This window comes from Mixta theicola, from assembly GCF_002895925.1.
GTDB lineage: Bacteria > Pseudomonadota > Gammaproteobacteria > Enterobacterales > Enterobacteriaceae > Mixta > Mixta theicola.
In genome coordinates, this window is the sequence record NZ_NWUO01000009.1 from 1 (window position 1) to 16,696 (window position 16,696).

At 53.4% G+C, this 16,696-nt stretch carries 13 protein-coding genes and 1 tRNA gene; 7 read left to right on the forward strand and 7 right to left on the reverse strand.

What is annotated here, in order from left to right:
• The 3 genes from COO59_RS12725 to eptB form a co-directional block, all read right to left on the reverse strand.
• Positions 1–302: peptidoglycan-binding domain-containing protein (locus tag COO59_RS12725; RefSeq protein ID WP_133158606.1), on the reverse strand; the 302-nt coding region annotated here is incomplete at its 3' end.
• A 283-nt stretch (positions 303–585) separates the two neighbouring features.
• Positions 586–662 (reverse strand) — tRNA-Pro (locus COO59_RS12730).
• A 107-nt stretch (positions 663–769) separates the two neighbouring features.
• Positions 770–2,461 carry a kdo(2)-lipid A phosphoethanolamine 7''-transferase gene (eptB, locus tag COO59_RS12735; RefSeq protein WP_103060169.1) on the reverse strand — a complete coding sequence of 564 codons (1,692 nt, stop codon included), beginning with the start codon at positions 2,459–2,461 and terminating at the stop codon, positions 770–772.
• A gap of 454 nt (positions 2,462–2,915) precedes the next feature.
• Between eptB and COO59_RS12740 the strand changes: the two genes are divergently transcribed.
• Positions 2,916–3,500 carry an HD domain-containing protein gene (locus COO59_RS12740; RefSeq protein ID WP_103060170.1) on the forward strand — a complete coding sequence of 195 codons (585 nt, stop codon included), beginning with the start codon at positions 2,916–2,918 and terminating at the stop codon, positions 3,498–3,500.
• Positions 3,501–3,664: 164 nt separating this feature from the next.
• Here the strand turns inward: COO59_RS12740 and COO59_RS12745 are convergent, their stop codons facing one another.
• Positions 3,665–3,961: an HTH-type transcriptional regulator gene (locus COO59_RS12745; protein ID WP_103060171.1), complete on the reverse strand. Its 297-nt coding sequence runs from the start codon at positions 3,959–3,961 to the stop codon at positions 3,665–3,667.
• A 539-nt stretch (positions 3,962–4,500) separates the two neighbouring features.
• Between COO59_RS12745 and COO59_RS12750 the strand changes: the two genes are divergently transcribed.
• The 5 genes from COO59_RS12750 (at position 4,501) to COO59_RS12770 (ending at position 9,888) form a co-directional block, all read left to right on the forward strand.
• A complete protein-coding gene (locus tag COO59_RS12750; protein ID WP_103060172.1) occupies positions 4,501–5,217 on the forward strand; it encodes a DUF3053 domain-containing protein in 717 nt (238 codons plus the stop codon).
• A 494-nt stretch (positions 5,218–5,711) separates the two neighbouring features.
• Positions 5,712–7,631 carry a PTS mannitol transporter subunit IICBA gene (locus COO59_RS12755; protein WP_103060173.1) on the forward strand — a complete coding sequence of 640 codons (1,920 nt, stop codon included), beginning with the start codon at positions 5,712–5,714 and terminating at the stop codon, positions 7,629–7,631.
• A gap of 70 nt (positions 7,632–7,701) precedes the next feature.
• Positions 7,702–8,850 (forward strand): mannitol-1-phosphate 5-dehydrogenase, encoded by a 1,149-nt coding sequence (gene mtlD, locus COO59_RS12760; RefSeq protein WP_103060174.1) that lies wholly within the window; start codon positions 7,702–7,704, stop codon positions 8,848–8,850.
• Positions 8,851–8,918: 68 nt separating this feature from the next.
• The gene (gene mtlR / locus COO59_RS12765; protein ID WP_205960869.1) at positions 8,919–9,464 is read left to right on the forward strand and encodes a mannitol operon repressor MtlR; all 546 of its coding nucleotides are present in this window, start codon (positions 8,919–8,921) and stop codon (positions 9,462–9,464) included.
• Between the two features lie 61 nt (positions 9,465–9,525).
• Positions 9,526–9,888, forward strand: a complete 363-nt coding sequence (locus COO59_RS12770) for a YibL family ribosome-associated protein (protein WP_103060175.1) — start codon at positions 9,526–9,528, stop codon at positions 9,886–9,888.
• 18 nt (positions 9,889–9,906) lie between these two features.
• On the opposite strand, the gene COO59_RS12775 is transcribed toward COO59_RS12770, so the two are convergent.
• From COO59_RS12775 to fdhD, 3 genes are all read right to left on the reverse strand, one after another.
• Positions 9,907–10,860, reverse strand: coding sequence for a VirK/YbjX family protein (locus COO59_RS12775; protein ID WP_103060176.1), 954 nt, complete (start codon positions 10,858–10,860; stop codon positions 9,907–9,909).
• A 217-nt stretch (positions 10,861–11,077) separates the two neighbouring features.
• On the reverse strand, positions 11,078–11,695 hold the full coding sequence (sodA, locus tag COO59_RS12780) for a superoxide dismutase [Mn] (RefSeq protein WP_103060177.1): 618 nt from the start codon (positions 11,693–11,695) through the stop codon (positions 11,078–11,080).
• Positions 11,696–12,419: 724 nt separating this feature from the next.
• Positions 12,420–13,223 carry a formate dehydrogenase accessory sulfurtransferase FdhD gene (gene fdhD / locus COO59_RS12790; RefSeq protein WP_409371601.1) on the reverse strand — a complete coding sequence of 268 codons (804 nt, stop codon included), beginning with the start codon at positions 13,221–13,223 and terminating at the stop codon, positions 12,420–12,422.
• A gap of 420 nt (positions 13,224–13,643) precedes the next feature.
• On the opposite strand from fdhD, the gene fdnG reads away from it, so the two are divergent.
• Entirely contained in the window at positions 13,644–16,694 is a 3,051-nt protein-coding gene (gene fdnG, locus COO59_RS12795; protein WP_103060180.1) for a formate dehydrogenase-N subunit alpha, read from the forward strand.
• Positions 16,695–16,696: the final 2 nt, after the last annotated feature.

The following is a 16,696-nucleotide window of genomic DNA, read 5'->3' on the forward strand; positions in this document are numbered from 1 at the left end:
TGCGGCCGGTTATAGGGCGACATCGCTTTTAACGCAGCCATAAAGTAAACGGAAAGAGGCGTAACCAGGCCGGAAGGAGAAAGGTTAAGCAGGCGCTGATACCAGCGTATCGCTTCCAGCGTCTGATTACCGCAAATGCCATCAATAGCCAGCCTGCGTCCGGTAGCGAGCGTATAGCCCGCGTTCATTACCATACGCTGCAGTTTTTTCACTTCACCGGCCTGATTGGTGCCGCAGGTCCCCACCGAAGTGAACAGACGATTGGGATGCAGCACCAGGGGATCATGATATTTTCTGCTCATTGGAAGCCTTTTCTATGCTGTCCGCCACCCGCGTTATTTGATACAAAACGAAGCAAAAAGGCGTTATCGCAGAGAGAGAAAACAGAGAACGTGACGGAAGAAAAAAAGCGGTGGTTTTGAGCCAGGTCTTATAAAGTTTGCCAGCGGCGAAAGCATCATAACAACCCGCGTTTTCTGCCGGATGGGAAAGAGAGGAAGCCTGGAATTGCGGTTTTGCCAGATGCCGAACCCGAATGGCCTGAAACGCAAAAACCCCAGTCATTGCTGACTGGGGCTGGGAATTTGGTCGGCGAGAGAGGATTTGAACCTCCGACCCACACGTCCCGAACGTGTTGCGCTACCAGGCTGCGCTACTCGCCGATGGGGGCGCATCTTACTGAGGTCGCCGCCAGGCGTCAATGACTTTTTCATGCAGCGCGCAACAATTGCATGAAAAGCATTCACCCAGGCGGGATGCGGCCTCCGCGTTAACTTTTGCCGGCCGCTGCGGTCTCAGGCGCCTGACACCAGTTGTTGGCCGCCTTGATACCGCCATCCGGCGAGGTATAACCCAGGCAGCCAAGAATAGTATCGAAGAACTCAACGTGACGATGGGTTTTCCCAACGCGCTGCTGCGCCTGCAAACGTTCAAAAGCCTGCTTGTTGTGCGGGTCCGCCAGATATTTATCGGACGCCCAAACGATCATCGGCACGCGGAACTGCTCCGGCGGCGCCATTTCACGCGGCGTACCGTGCAGATGCATATTATCGCTGATCGATTCCCCGTGATCGGAAGCGTAAAACACAATCGCTTTCTTATCGCGTAGCTGATCATAAACGCTGTCCAGCACGGTATCGGTATACAGCACGGAGTTATCAAAAGCGTTAATCAGCTGAGCTTTGCTGCACTCATCATCCACGCCCATACATTCCGGCGTATAGCGCGCATAGCTACGCGGATAACGCTGGGAATAAAGATAGTGCGAGCCTTTGGTATGCAGCACTACCAGATGTTTACCGTTCGGATGGCGATCGAGAGAGGCTTTCAGCTCCGGGATCAGCAGCATATCATCCACAGCCTTGCCCTGGTTACGCGGCTCTGAGCCAATCTGCTCGCGGAAAGCGAAATTATCGGCATGGGTATTATCGTAAAACCACACCTCGCTCTGCATGGCGAACAGCTCTGAACTGAAGCCCAGCGATTTCAATACGGCAAAAATATTCTCTTCTTTCAGCGTCCGGCCAGGGTTATCCATGGTGCCGCCTTCGCGTACAAACATACAGCGCAACGAGAGCTTAGTTGCGGTATCGCAGGACTCACCGCGAAAGGCCACCAGATTCTTTTCATGAGAGAGCTTAGGCGTGGTATCGCGCTGATAGCCCAGCAGGCCCATATGATCCCAGCGGGTAGTCTCGCCAATCACAAACACCACGTAAGTGTCATCAATACCCGGCGGGGCAACGTAGGTAAATTTTTTCGCCGGATCGAGCAGCTCTTGCCCGTCAATGGTTTCATCGATACGCGTCCAGGCAAACAGCCCCAGCGCCGACAGCCAGTTAGACGGTAAATAAGAGTGCGCTACTACGCCGCCGTAGCTGGGCAGATCGATATTAGTGATTTCTTCGTTATCTTTTTGCAGCTTGTCAAAATAGCGAATCGGCAGCCAGACCAGCGCGACCGCCAGCAGCATAACGGTCACCGGTTTGAGCCGCTGGCCCGGTGTTTTAAGCTGCTCGATCAATGTCAGGCTCAGCCTGTTACGCCAGATCATCAGCAGCGGCAGCGCGCTGACCAGCATCATCCACAGGATAAACTGGTAGCCCACCACTTCTTTAGAGAGATCGGTATCGGTGGTCATCACCGAAGCCACGATGCCGTAGCCGATCACCACATTAAAAAAGGCCATATAGTAGCCAGCGGCCACCGAGATCAGCACCAGCATAGTGGCCAGAATACGGTAAAACAGTTTCCCGCCCAGCGACAGCAAGCGCATCAGGAAGAAAGTAAGCAGGACGATAGCAACGACTTCTGCCACGGCTGACAGCCAGTCGGAGAAACTAGACTTGCTGAGAAAAGGATCAAAACGACGATAAAAAATAGGGAGATTCAGCAAAATGCCGATGTAGAGCGACAGCAAAAGAGAGAGCTTTTGCTGAGTAAGCGATTTTATGTAATTCATTCGACCTTCTATATTCCCGGCGTAACAGTTACTTTACAAGCTTTCTTCAGACCGCTTCGTTGCGCCAGAGTTCTTATCGGTAATCGCATTATTCATACTGTGTAATGAACAAGAGGATTCTGAACGGAAAAAGGAACCTTTCCCGGTGAAGCGCTGCCAGTTAATCACAGATAGTCGGTAAGATCAGCGAAATTTCGCCATCGTCACGAGAAAGCGCGCCGTTGGTGAGCAATAACGGTTGGGAAACAGCAGGATGGGCGCACAAACAGGCGCGAGCACTGGCGCAGCCCTGCCACCTCCAGCCATTTTTACAGCGCAAAACCGCTCTGGCTTGCCAGCAACAGTGGCGCACCCGACGCTTTTTTGTCATTTTAATATGTACCCATGCGTGACTATGTAAATAGTGCACTACTTAATTGCAGGCGATATTTAAACCAGGCCAGGGGAGGTAGAGATGCAATCATTGGAAGAACGAGCAAGACGCTATGCCACTGAGGTACATGCCGCTGACGGTCAGCGCCGCAAATATACCGATGAGCCTTATATTGTTCATCCTGCGGCGGTCGTAGAGCTGGTGCGCAGCGTTACGGGCAATGAAATTATGCTGGCCGCCGCCTGGCTGCATGACACCGTTGAGGATACCGACACCACGCTTGACGATATTGCGCAGCAGTTTGGCGCTGAGGTGGCCTCGCTGGTGGGCATGCTGACCGACCGCCAGCAGCCGCAGGTAAGCAATCGCGCGGCACGTAAAGTCGCTCACTTTCGTCATACCGCCGCCGCCGCGCCGGACGCGCAGACCATTAAGCTGGCGGACATTATCGATAATACGCGCGCCATTGTGCAGTACGATCCGCATTTCGCCCGAATCTATCTGGTGGAAAAGCAGGTGCAGATTGACTTGCTACAGCAGGGCGACGCCACGCTTTGGCAGCAGGCGCAGGAGACCATTGCACAGGGTATAGCGCAGCTACGTCAGCGCCCTTACAACGTTCCGGAAACCTGGTTTGCGCGTCAGGCGGCGAAATATGCGATCTGACAGCAACAGCTATGCGCAAACAAGCGTCCGGCAAACGTTATGGCAGTGGCCACGGCGATAAAAAACCCTCTCTCACCGTCAATCTCATCCCAGCCGTGCAAAGCCCGTTTAACGCCGCGCATAAAAAAACCCGCCAGTCGGCGGGTTTTTTACTGTCAGCGCATTCAGTCAAGCAGCTGTCGCCCCAGATAGGGATTGGAGTGCAGCAGTTGCATGAGCTTTTGGGCACTACCTGATGGGCGGGTGCGTCTCGCTTCCCAGCTTTTCACTGAAGAGACGCTCACGCCCATCACGCGGGCAAATTCATCAATTTTCATACCGGTCATTTCGCGCAGACGTTGTGGTTCTGGCACTGAAACAGTTTTTTCTTGCTGCGCTAAAGGGGCACTGACGACATTCCGTGTTAATACAATTTGTTCAAGACTGCTAAGTAACTCAACCATGGGATCTTTTACTTCCATAGCAAACTCCTAAAACTCACTTTGAACAACGTGAAGGAAGACAGAGATAAGAGCCTGAAGACCAGACTCAGAAAGCCGGTTTGTTGCAGATTGAAAGGGGCCAGAGCTGTGCAACATAAATCGGGAATTTAATTATTAGATGATTGCTGGCGTTTTGCCGCCCGTTTTATAAAAATTTTTCGATCTTGCTTCCGGCTTTTAATCTTGCCGCCAGCGGGTGCTTTACCTGGCCCGTATCCTGCTTAAAAATAGCGTGCCGCGAGCGGAAACGGCTAACTTCACGATAATTCGCGATTAATTCATTAAGCCCATATTCAGCCTAATCGCTTTGATCTATGCTTTATACCCGTCATACTTCAGGTTGCCGGTGTGTTGGCTGCACTCAGTCACCCGAATCACTTACCTGTGTAAGCTCATCGGGATTCCTTCCTTTGCCGCCTGCCTGCAACCCGAATTATTTAGGGTACAAGCACCTTAAAAAGGCGGCGAGATGCGGCCTTATTAAACAGAAAGTTTGTTAATTTACAGGAGTAAACGCTATGGCGACCGGAGTTTCCCGCGTCTGGACGCGTCTGTGGCTGCCGCTGGCAGCGATGCTGGTCATTCTGCAGCTTACCGGCTGCGGTGATAAAGAAGGTGAGCAGCGTAAGGCCTTTAGTGACTTTTTACAGAATACCGTAATGCGCAGCGGTGAACATTTGCCTGCGCTGAGTGAGGATCAAAAACAGCGCTTTGGTAACTATGCCAGCGATTACGCCATCATTTATGGCTTTTCACAGCAGGTAAACAAAGCGGTGGAGCAAGGTTTGCGTCCGGTGGTGGATGAGCTTTCCGCACTCCGTGTGCCGCAGGATTATCTCACGCGTCGCGATGCGCTGCGCCAGGCGAGCGGTACGCTGAGCGTGCTGGCGCAGCAGCTGCAAAACGCGAAAAGCCAGGCGGACAGCAGCAAAGCCGCGCTGCAACAGCCGGACGATCTGAAGCCGGTTTACGATCGGGCTTATACCCAGGTGGTAACACAGCCAGCGGCTTCGCTGCTGCCGCTGCTGCCAGCGCTGCAATCGCTGAGTCAGGATGTGGTGCAGGCGGGTGATTATCTGCAACAGCAGGGAACCCGCGTTTCCTTCAATGATAACGGCGTGCAGTTCCCCACGCAGGAACAGGCCAGCCAGTACAATACGTTAATGAGCAACGTTTCGGCGAAAGCGCAGGCGCTGACGCAGGCGCAAAGCGCCGTACAGGGCGAACGCCAGTAAAACCGCAGCGGGTGCCGTAACAACCACGGCGCCCGCGTTTCTCTTCCTTTGGTTTACCCTTCTTAACCGCATAGCATGCTTTTTATTTTGGCTGGCGCTTCCGGCTAATTTCCGCCGCCAGGTTTCGGGCCAGGAGAAAGTGTGATCCGCCGCATTTTTATACAAACATTTATTGTGATCAATATCACAATTTGGAAACAAACCCACGCCGACAAAATGTGACTTTCATCACATAAAAGAGCGTTACTACGGCGATAATTTCAGCACGGTCGTTTTCAATAAGCCCTTTTATGTGACTTGTATCACAAAAAACAACCTTTCCCCTCCCTATAAAGCGTGATCTCTCTCACTTCAGGTGGCTCACTACGCAGCATCATAAACGCGTGCTAGAGTCCGCCTGCATACAGTAATTCGACGGTTCCCCGCCGAAACGTCTTAACGAAATCACGCGCTCTCTTATTTGTCAGCGCGTAACAATAAGGGGTGTGTTTTTTATGTCCTCAACAGTCAAGGTCAAGGTTCAAAGCTTTGGTCGCTTTCTAAGTAATATGGTGATGCCCAATATCGGTGCGTTTATCGCCTGGGGTATTATCACCGCGCTATTTATTCCAACCGGTTGGATGCCTAACGAAACGTTAGCTAAACTGGTTGGCCCAATGATTACTTACCTGCTGCCGTTGCTGATCGGTTATACCGGCGGCCGTCTGGTGGGTGGCGATCGCGGCGGCGTGGTCGGTGCTATTACCACCATGGGCGTGATCGTCGGCGCAGATATGCCGATGTTCCTCGGTTCGATGATTGCCGGTCCGCTGGGCGGCTGGGCGATTAAAACTTTTGACCGTGCGGTAGACGGTAAAATTAAAAGCGGTTTCGAGATGTTGGTTAACAACTTCTCCGCCGGTATTATCGGCATGCTGCTGGCTATTCTGGCGTTCCTCGCCATTGGTCCGCTGGTAGAAGGTCTCTCCCATATTCTTGCCGCCGGCGTGAATATCATGGTGCAGAACAACCTGCTGCCGTTGACCTCTATCTTTGTTGAACCGGCGAAAATCCTGTTCCTTAATAACGCCATTAACCACGGCATCTTCTCGCCGCTGGGCATTCAGCAGGCCAGCGAAGCCGGGAAATCTATTTTCTTCCTGATTGAAGCGAACCCAGGCCCAGGTATGGGCGTGCTGGTTGCCTATATGTTCTTTGGCCGTGGCAATGCTAAACAGTCCGCTGGCGGCGCAGCCATTATTCACTTCCTGGGCGGCATCCACGAAATTTACTTCCCGTATGTCTTGATGGCACCACGCCTGCTGCTGGCGGTGATCCTCGGCGGTATGACCGGCGTCTTCACCCTAACGCTGCTGCACGGCGGCCTGGTTTCTCCGGCTTCACCGGGCTCGATCCTCGCGGTGCTGGCGATGACGCCAAAAGGCGCCTACTTCGCCAATATCGCCGCTATTCTGGCTGCTTTTGTCGTCTCCTTTGTCGTTTCCGCCATTCTGCTGAAAACCAGCAAAGTAAAAGAGGAAGACGATATTGAAGCGGCAACCCGCCGTATGCAGGATATGAAAGCGCAGTCTAAAGGTCAGGCGGGCGCGCCTGCCGCTGCCGCCATGAACGGCGACCTGAGCCACGTGCGTAAAATTATCGTTGCCTGCGATGCCGGTATGGGTTCCAGCGCTATGGGCGCAGGCGTGCTGCGTAAAAAAGTACAGGATGCCGGGCTGACGCAGATTTCCGTCACCAATACCGCCATCAATGCCCTGCCGGGCGATGTTGACCTGGTGATCACCCACCGCGACCTGACCGAGCGCGCCATGCGCCAGGCACCGCACGCACAGCATATCTCGCTGAATAACTTCCTCGACAGCGGTCTGTACAACGATTTGACCGCGCGTCTGGCGGAAGCGCAGCGTAGCGCCGTCCATCGCGAAAAGGTGAGCGCCACCCTGAGCGACAGCTACGACAGCAACAACGAGCATCTGTTTAAGCTGGGCGCCAACAACGTTTTCCTCGGTCAGCACGCCGCCAACAAAGAAGAGGCGATCCGCTTTGCCGGTGAGCAGCTGGTGAAAGGCGGTTATGTTGAGCCAGAATATGTCGGTGCGATGCTGGAACGTGAGAAACTGACGCCAACCTATCTGGGCGAATCCATTGCGGTGCCGCACGGAACGGTGGAAGCGAAAGATCGCGTGCTGAAAACCGGCGTCGTGTTCTGCCAGTACCCGCAGGGCGTACGCTTCGGCGAAGAAGAAGATGACATCGCCCGCCTGGTGATTGGTATTGCCGCCCGTAACAACGAGCACATCCAGGTGATAACCAGCCTGACCAACGCGCTGGATGATGAAAGCGTGATTGAGCGTCTGGCTAACACCACCAGCGTGCAGGAAGTGCTGGATCTGCTGACCGGCCAGCCCGCCTGATCTGTCACCTACGTTGAGGGGCCGCGTTGACCGGCCCCTTATCCTTTTCTTGTTTGAAGGTTTAGCAACGATGAAAGCATTACATTTCGGCGCCGGTAATATCGGTCGTGGTTTTATCGGCAAGCTGCTGGCGGATGCCGGTATTGAACTGATTTTCGCCGACGTCAATCAGGCAGTGCTGGACGCGCTGAACGCACGTCATCAGTATCCGGTTCACGTCGTCGGCGAGCAGGCGCAGGTGGAAACGGTTACCGGCGTGAGCGCAGTTAACAGCAGCAGCGACGAGGCGATCGCCCTGATTGCCGAGGTTGATATCGTTACCACGGCGGTTGGCCCACAGATTCTGGAACGCATCGCTGGCAGCATCGCGCGCGGCCTGGCCAAACGCAGTGATAGCGCTAATTCCCGCCCGTTAAATATTATCGCCTGTGAAAATATGGTGTGCGGCACCAGCCAGCTGAAACAGCATGTGCTGGCCGCGCTGCCGGAAAATTACCACGCCTGGATTGAGCAGCACGTCGGCTTTGTCGATTCCGCCGTGGACCGTATCGTGCCGCCGGGCGAAGCGGGCAGCAACGATCCGCTGGAAGTGACCGTTGAAACCTTTAGCGAATGGATTGTGGATAAAACCCAGTTCAAGGGCGAACTGCCGACGATCCCTGGCATGGAGCTCACCGACAACCTGATGGCGTTCGTTGAGCGTAAGCTGTTTACCCTGAACACCGGCCACGCCATTACCGCCTACCTGGGCCAGCTTGCCGGACATCAAACCATTCGCGACGCCATTCTCGATCCGGCGGTACGCGCGGTGGTAAAAGGCGCGATGCAGGAGAGCGGTGCGGTACTGATCAAGCGCTACGGCTTTGATGCGGAAAAGCATGCCGCCTATATCGAGAAGATCCTGGGCCGCTTTGAAAATCCTTATCTGAAAGATGACGTAGAACGCGTCGGTCGTCAGCCTCTGCGTAAGCTCAGCGCCGGTGACCGTCTGATTAAGCCAACGCTGGGCACGCTGGAGTATCAGCTGCCGCACGATAATCTGGTTACGGGCATCGCCGCCGCCATGCATTATCGCAGCGCGCTGGATCCGCAGGCGCAGGAACTGGAAGCGCTGTTGAACTCAGTAGGGCCGCAGGCCGCACTGGCACAGGTTTCTGGTCTTGATGCCAATAGCGAAGTCGTTGCCGCTGTGGTTAAGGCCTATGCTGTAATGCCATAATGCGCACGCTGCCGATGCGGTTTAACGGCGAGCAACAAGGGCACAGCCAGGCTGTGCCCGTGCGCAGAATGATAAATGTACAGGCAACAATGGAAGAGAAGCAGGCTTTTGAAAATCGGGTGCTGGAGCGCCTGAATGCCGGACGCTCGGTAAGAAGCTTCCTGATTGCCGCCGTCGAGCTGTTGACCGAAGCGGTCGATCTGCTGGTGCTTCAGGTGTTTCGCAAGGATGATTATGCGGTGAAATATGCCGTTGAGCCGCTGCTGTTGGGCAACGGCCCGCTGGGCGAAATGTCAGTAAGACTGAAGCTGATTTACGGCCTTGGCGTGATTAGCCGCCACGAATATGAAGACTGCGAGCTGTTGATGGCGCTGCGTGAAGAGCTGAACCATGACGGCAACGAATATCGTTTTAGCGATGATGAGATTCTGGGGCCGTTCAGCGAGCTGCACTGTGTGAACGCCTGGCCGCCTCGCCCCGACTTCTCCAGTGATGATGAACAGCTGCGCGCTATGCAGCAGCAGCGTTATCAGCAGGTGCTGCGCTCAACGATGGTGCTCTCGCTGACCGAACTGATTTCCCGCATCAGCATGAAGCAGGCCTTTAAAAAGTAGCCCCGCGTCCCGCACACTTTTCGTGTATCCTGTTGGTTATTCATCAGTACAGGTAATCGTCATGAAAGAGCAGGAAAAAGCCGAAATCAAGCGCCTCAGCGATCTGCTGGATGCGCTCAATCGTAAAGAGCCGATGTTGCTGGAATCGGGCGATGCGGAGAAGCTCGGCGCGCTGCTGAAAGAAAAAGAAGCGCTGATAAAAGAGATCGAACGTCTGCGCGACGTGCGCGATCAGAAGCTGAGCAAAGAAGCACAGAAGCTGCAAAAATTGCCTTTCCGCCGGGCTATCACCAAAAAAGAGCAGGCGAATATGGGCGCGCTGAAAAAAAGCGTGCGCGGCCTGGTGGTGGTGCATCCAATGACCGCGCTGGGTAAAGAAATGGGCCTGGAAGAGATGACCGGCTTCGCGCCCAAAGCTTTTTGAGCCTGATGGCCGGGTGGGTTAAGCCCGGCCTGATGCGCTACCCGCCGCCACCTCCGCCAGCTGCTGTTCCAGCGTATCCATAAACTTATAACGCCGACGGTATTCCGCACGTTTTTTACTGGCGATCTCCTCCAGCGATTTACGCGGCATCGTCAGCGGCAGCTGATACAAACCATTCGGCAGCGCTTTCCCATTCAACGACAGCCAAAATTCACTGTAGCTGGCGTGAAATACCTCTTTTTTGCTGTGGCGATAGCGCAGGCTGCGAAAAACGTGCGTATCATCGCCCACCGCCTGAATTTGTTTAATCTGACAGTGCGCAGCAAGGCAGAACAGCGTTTCCATTAATACGCGTTTAGGGAACAGGCCGTGGCTGGCTTTTGTTGCCTCGCGGATCATATCGGCGTTTACCGTTTTACGCGGTCCCTGCAGCCCCCCAATTAATAGTGCCGGCTGGCCCTCCTGCTCAATAAAAGAGAAAGAGAGCGAGGCAAGGGTAACCGCGTTATACAGCAGCGCCAGCGTTATTTCGCCTTCACGATCGTAGCGCCCGGTACTGCAAACTATATCAAACCGTTCGTTATTTTTACCCTGCAGGCGCGCCATGACCTGATCGACCGGCGACAGAAATAGCTTATACAACGCATGCGGCAACCGTTGTACGGTGCCGTAATGCGCCAGCAGCGCCTGTGCCCGCTGCTTAACGCTAAACCTGGAGCAGAGGTAAGGACGATGGATTTTCGCTGGCAGCAGGCCCTGAATAAGTAACGCCTGACGCATGGCCGGTAGCTCAGTTAGCTGTTCCATATAGGAAAACGTGGTTAACGGATAAGCCAGCGAGCGCAGCAGGAACTTCAGCCGAAAGCGTCGGCACTCCCAGAGTTTATCTGGCTTATAGTTACCGCGGCTGAGCTGGAAAAATAACCAACCCGTCGATATTCTGGACGTTGGCCTTTCAGTAATAATCGACATAATATTTATCAGGATTGGCGGATCATGTGTCGATATTACGGCAGCGAATATAAACAGGTCGTTAATAGTGCGCTAATAAAGTTAATACATCGTGGAGTTTATTTATTCATGGCGCCAGGAGCATACGTTTATTAAACGGCAGCTCAATAAATCTTTATTTTAAATAAAAAACGGCGGACATCTGCCCACCGTTTCATTATTATATTTCAGCCTGAGCTTATTTTGCGTTAGCAAAACGCGCTGCAGCTTCGTCCCAGTTAACCACGTTCCAGAATGCTTTGATGTAGTCAGGACGTTTGTTCTGATATTTCAGATAATAAGCATGTTCCCATACGTCCAGGCCCAGAATCGGATAGCCGGAAGCGCCGGAAATGGCTTCGCCCATCAGCGGGCTGTCCTGGTTAGCAGTAGAAACTACCGCCAGCTTATCGCCTTTTTTCACCAGCCAGGCCCAGCCGGAACCAAAGCGGGTTGCCGCTGCTTTTTCAAACTCTTCCTGGAATTTTTCAACGCTACCGAAATCTTTTTCGATAGCGGTTTTCAGTTCACCCTGCAGCGTAGTGCCGGTTTTCAGACCTTTCCAGAATAGGCTGTGGTTGTAGTGGCCGCCCGCGTTATTGCGCAGTACGGTTTTTTTCTCTGCCGGAACCTGATCCAGTTTGGTGATCAGCTCATCAACCGGCAGATCAGCGAATTCGGTGCCTTCCAGCGCCGCGTTGGCGTTGTTGACGTAGGTCTGGTGATGTTTAGTGTGATGGATTTCCATCGTCTGCTTGTCGAAATGCGGTTCCAGTGCGTCATATGCGTAAGGCAAGGATGGCAGTGAATAACTCATGTTCATCATCTCCATTTATTGTAGGAGCGGCACTTTTTAGTTGTAAGCACCGCGTAAGCAGTCGGATCATTATAGTTAAATAAATGATCGGGAAAAGGATTATCAATGCCCTTCTCTTGATAAGGTTATAACAGATTTCGCTAACAACCGTGCTGGTTGCTGGCGCAAGGAAAAGTCACCGAATGGACTGCCTGCATATCCTCCGGCGAGCGAACCTACAACCGCACATGCTACACCGCCCGCTCCCGCTGTAGCGATGCCTATAGCGGTGCAAACCCAATTCCGGTTCCAGAAGTTGATTACGTTTATTAAACAGGTTAGCGCCAGGGGTGCGAGTATCACGGAAAAGCGGCCTGGCCTGAAAAACCAGTGAGCCAGGTTGATCCGCAATACAATATCCGGGGTAAATATTACGCGCCATGAATCCATTCTCTATGAATATTATGAAATTTCCGTAATGTTAATAATCCGTGGAAAAGCCACCGCTATCAACGATAATTTAATAAGTACGTTCCGTAAACTTTCTGCCGTTAACTGTTGCCAGTAGTATATATCAACTCTGTCACGAATAAGCACAAAACAGCAGTTACCTGATAGCAGGTAGCCGTCGGGCTGAACGAGTAGCGCAATTAAGCGAATAGCTAAGCTGGATAAAATAAAACTGCCCTGAATATTTTCGGGCAGTTTATGTTAATTCCTGAACGACTATTTCAACGCTTTATTTTTAATCCTGCGAATATATTAGCCGCTGAGGATGCGTATAAACCGTCGCGCGCCCAGGCTTACTGAAACCGACCAGCGTCAGGTTACTGCGTTCAGCCACTTCCACCGCCAGCCTGGTGGCGGCCGAAACGGCAAATAAAATTTCCACGCCGCACATCGCCGACTTCTGCACCATTTCATAGCTGGCACGGCTGGAAACCAGCGCCGCGCCGCGTGCCCAGCCCTGGCGGCTGCGATAGCCCAGCAGTTTATCCAGCGCGACGTGACGTCCAACATCCTCACAGCCGCCCGCCAGCTCGCCCGCTGCCGTTATCCACGCCGCCGCATGGGTACAGCCGGTCAGCTGCCCGACCGGTTGATAATTGTTCAGCTGACGCAGCGCGTTATCCAGCAGGCGTAAATCAAATATCTGGGTGAACGGCAGCGGCTGAATCGGTTTGCCGATCTCATTTAACTGCTCTACGCCGCACACGCCGCAACCGGTGCGTCCGGCCATTGCCCGGCGCTGAGCCTTCAGCGCCATAAAACGGCGGCTGGAAAGCTCAATTTGCACCTCAATTCCGTTACAGCCCGGCACCACATCCATGCCGTAAATATCTTCCGGCGCGGCGATAATCCCCTCCGATAATGAAAAGCCGAGCGCAAACGCCTCAAGATCTTTCGGCGTACTCATCATGACGACATGAGAAATACCGTTATACACCAGCGCCACCGGCACCTCATCAGCCAGCCAGTCGCTGCGTGACTCCGCCAGCGCATCGCGCTGCCATACCTGCACTTCGCTTATGCCGGCGAGAGGCGTTATCGTCCCGGCATTTTGTTGAACTTCAGTTTTCAATTTACGTTTACCCGGTTGTAACAACCACACAAATCAAGTGTGTATCTTAGGCCGCGATGAATGTGGGATTCGTCCCGCAATTCTGAACCTGCGGCCTGCGCATGGCAAAAAAATCGCTGCACATAAAATGCGGATCGCTGAAACGCCTCGCTTTAAATGAAATATTTAAACCGGAGCAACTATGTTAAAAAATTTCAGAAATTTCGCACTCAGTTCCATTTATTTAATGAAACCATTAAATAGTCCGATTTATGATATATACCTCTTTATAATTAAGCATTTAAAAAACATAACAAAATAATTACTTATTGATGATTATCAAAAAAATTAACAAGGAGAGTGTTATTTTCTGGGGTTCTGGCAATGTTTTGAGCAAAAAATAATACTATGCATATTAACAGACGCAGTTTTTTTAAAATCTGTGCGGGTGGCATGGCAGGGACTACTCTAACATTATTAGGCTTTACGCCCTCTGCTGCTCTCGCAAACGTTAGAGAATATAAATTACTTCGGGCAAAGGAGACCCGAAATAACTGTACCTACTGTTCCGTTGGCTGCGGAATGCTGATTTACAGCCGAGGTGACGGCGCCAAAAATGCCGTTTCCTCTATTTATCATATTGAAGGCGATCCCGATCATCCGGTAAGCCGGGGCTCGCTCTGCCCGAAAGGGGCTGGCGTTCTGGACTATATCCATAGCGAACAGCGGCTTAAATATCCCGAATATCGTGCGCCAGGCAGCGATAAATGGCAGCGTATCAGTTGGGAAGAGGCGTTCGATCGTATCGCCCGGCTGATGAAGGCCGATCGCGACGCTAACTTCCAGCAAAAGAATGCGCAAGGCACGACGGTAAACCGTTGGACGACAACCGCCATGCTCTGTTCTTCCGCAGCCAGTAATGAAACTGGCCTGCTCGATCATAAGTTCGCCCGCGCTTTAGGCATCCTCGCCCTGGAAAACCAGGCGCGACTTTGTCACGGCCCAACGGTGGCGGCCCTGGCACCCAGCTTCGGTCGCGGCGCGATGACCAATAACTGGAATGACATTAAAAACGCCAATGTCGTTATGATCATGGGCGGCAACCCGGCGGAAGCCCATCCGGTAGGGTTTAAATGGGTTATCGAGGCCAAAACCCATAATAAAGCCAAAGTTATCGTGGTCGATCCGCGCTTTAACCGCTCGGCTGCGGTGGCGGATACTTATGCCCCGCTGCGCGCCGGCAGCGACGTGGCCTTTTTGATGGGCGTGGTTAACTACCTGCTGGAACATAACCATATCCAGCATGAATATGTCAAAGCCTATACTAACGCCTCACTGATCGTCAGCAAAGGCTACCGCTTCGAAGAGGGCTTGTTCAGCGGCTACGATGAAGCGACGCGGAAATATGATAAAACCAGCTGGCATTATGAGCTGGATGAAAACGGCGAGGCCAGGCGCGACAATACGCTAACCCATCCGCGCTGCGTGTTGAGCCTGCTGAAAAAGCATGCCAGCCGCTATACGCCGAAAATGGTCAGCCGCCTGTGCGGCACGTCGCAGGAAGAGTTCCTCACCATTTGCCAGACGCTGGCCAGCACCAGCGTACCCAACCGCACCGCGACGATCCTCTACGCGCTGGGCTGGACGCACCACACCAACGGCGCGCAAATCATTCGTACCGCAGCGATCGTGCAGCTGCTTCTGGGCAACATCGGCATGCCCGGCGGCGGAATTAATGCTCTGCGCGGCCACTCAAACGTACAGGGCTATACCGATCTCGGCCTGCTGGCGCAAAGCCTGCCTGGCTACCTGCCGCTGCCTTCTGAAAAACAAACCACGCTGTCCCAATATTTGCAGCAGGCGACGCCTTCTTCCCCGCTGCCCGGCCAGGTCAACTACTGGCAGAACACCGATAAATTTTTTGTCAGCCTGATGAAAAGCTTTTATGGCGATAATGCCACGGCGGACAACCAGTGGGGCTACGACTGGCTGCCCAAATGGGACAAGAGCTATGACTGCATGGCGCAGGCAGAAATGATGGAGAAGGGGCAATTTAACGGCTACCTTATCCAGGGCTTTAATCCTCTGGCTGCTTTCCCCAATAAAAACAAAGCCTTTCGCGCCTTATCCCGCCTGAAATATATGGTGGTTATCGATCCTCTCAGCACCGAAACGGCCAGCTTCTGGCAGCACCACGGCGAGTTTAACGATGTCGATCCGGCTAAAATCCAGACGGAAGTGTTTCGCCTGCCCTCTTCCTGCTTCGCGGAGGAAAACGGCTCGGTAGCGAACTCTTCCCGCTGGCTCCAGTGGCACTGGGCCGCCGCCGAGCCGCCGGCAGAAGCGCTGCACGACGGTAAAATCCTCGGCAATATTTTCCTGCGCCTGCGCGAGCTTTACCGTCAGGAAGGCGGCACCGCGCCGGAACCTTTGCTGGCGATGAACTGGGATTATACCGACCCCTCCAATCCAGAGCCGGAGGAGGTGGCACGCGAAAACAACGGTCAGGCGCTGGCCGATATTTATGATGATAACGGCAAGCTGTTGTTGAAAAAGGGCCAGCAGCTTAACTCTTTCGCTGAACTGCGCAATGACGGCACGACCGCCAGCGCCTGCTGGATCTATGCCGGTAGCTGGACGCCGGAAGGCAATCAGATGGCGCGCCGCGATAACGCCGATCCTTCCGGCCTTGGCGCAATATCCGGTTGGGCATGGGCATGGCCCGCTAACCGCCGCATCCTTTATAACCGCGCCTCCGCCGATCCACAGGGCAAAGCCTGGGACCCTGACCGTAAGCTGATTGAGTGGAATGGTCAGCGCTGGCAGGGCTATGACGTACCGGATTACCCGTTAACCGCGGCGCCGGAAAAACAGGTCGGGCCTTTTATTATGCTGCCGGATGGCATGGGGCATTTGTTTGCGCTGGATAAGCTGGCCGACGGTCCTTTCCCTGAGCACTATGAACCAATGGAAAGCCCTACCGGTACTAATCCGCTGCATCCAGCCCAGGTCCACAGCCCGGTGGTGCGTATTTTCCAGCACGATGCCGATACGCTGGGCCAGGCCGATAAATTCCCCTACGTAGCAACGACCTACTCTATTACCGAGCTGTTCCGCCACTGGACCAAGCATGCGCTGCTGAACGCTATCGCCCAGCCTGAACAGTTTGTTGAAATTGGCGTTGAGCTGGCGGCCGATAAAGGTATTAAGGCCGGAGATGAGATCAAAATCAGTTCACAGCGTGGCTATATCAAAGCCAAAGCGGTGGTCACAAAACGCCTGCGCCGCCTGACCATTAACGATAAGCCGGTAGATACCGTCGGCATCCCCTGTCACTGGGGCTTTGAAGGAGCGACTAAAAAGGGCTTTTTAGCGAATACCCTGACCCCGTCGGTTGGCGATGCCAACTCACAGACGCCTGAATATAAAGGCTTTTTGGTTAACATTGAAAAAGTGTAACG

What these genes read in the sequence shown, in the direction of transcription:
- mtlR (WP_205960869.1), top strand. Translation starts at nt 8,919, where the DNA reads ATGATAAATGTACAGGCAACAATGGAAGAGAAGCAGGCTTTTGAAAAT.
- eptB (WP_103060169.1), bottom strand. Translation starts at nt 2,461, where the DNA reads ATGAATTACATAAAATCGCTTACTCAGCAAAAGCTCTCTCTTTTGCTG.
- COO59_RS12750 (WP_103060172.1), top strand. Translation starts at nt 4,501, where the DNA reads ATGGCGACCGGAGTTTCCCGCGTCTGGACGCGTCTGTGGCTGCCGCTG.
- COO59_RS12755 (WP_103060173.1), top strand. Translation starts at nt 5,712, where the DNA reads ATGTCCTCAACAGTCAAGGTCAAGGTTCAAAGCTTTGGTCGCTTTCTA.
- mtlD (WP_103060174.1), top strand. Translation starts at nt 7,702, where the DNA reads ATGAAAGCATTACATTTCGGCGCCGGTAATATCGGTCGTGGTTTTATC.
- COO59_RS12770 (WP_103060175.1), top strand. Translation starts at nt 9,526, where the DNA reads ATGAAAGAGCAGGAAAAAGCCGAAATCAAGCGCCTCAGCGATCTGCTG.
- fdnG (WP_103060180.1), top strand. Translation starts at nt 13,644, where the DNA reads ATGCATATTAACAGACGCAGTTTTTTTAAAATCTGTGCGGGTGGCATG.
- COO59_RS12740 (WP_103060170.1), top strand. Translation starts at nt 2,916, where the DNA reads ATGCAATCATTGGAAGAACGAGCAAGACGCTATGCCACTGAGGTACAT.
- COO59_RS12745 (WP_103060171.1), bottom strand. Translation starts at nt 3,961, where the DNA reads ATGGAAGTAAAAGATCCCATGGTTGAGTTACTTAGCAGTCTTGAACAA.
- COO59_RS12775 (WP_103060176.1), bottom strand. Translation starts at nt 10,860, where the DNA reads ATGTCGATTATTACTGAAAGGCCAACGTCCAGAATATCGACGGGTTGG.
- sodA (WP_103060177.1), bottom strand. Translation starts at nt 11,695, where the DNA reads ATGAGTTATTCACTGCCATCCTTGCCTTACGCATATGACGCACTGGAA.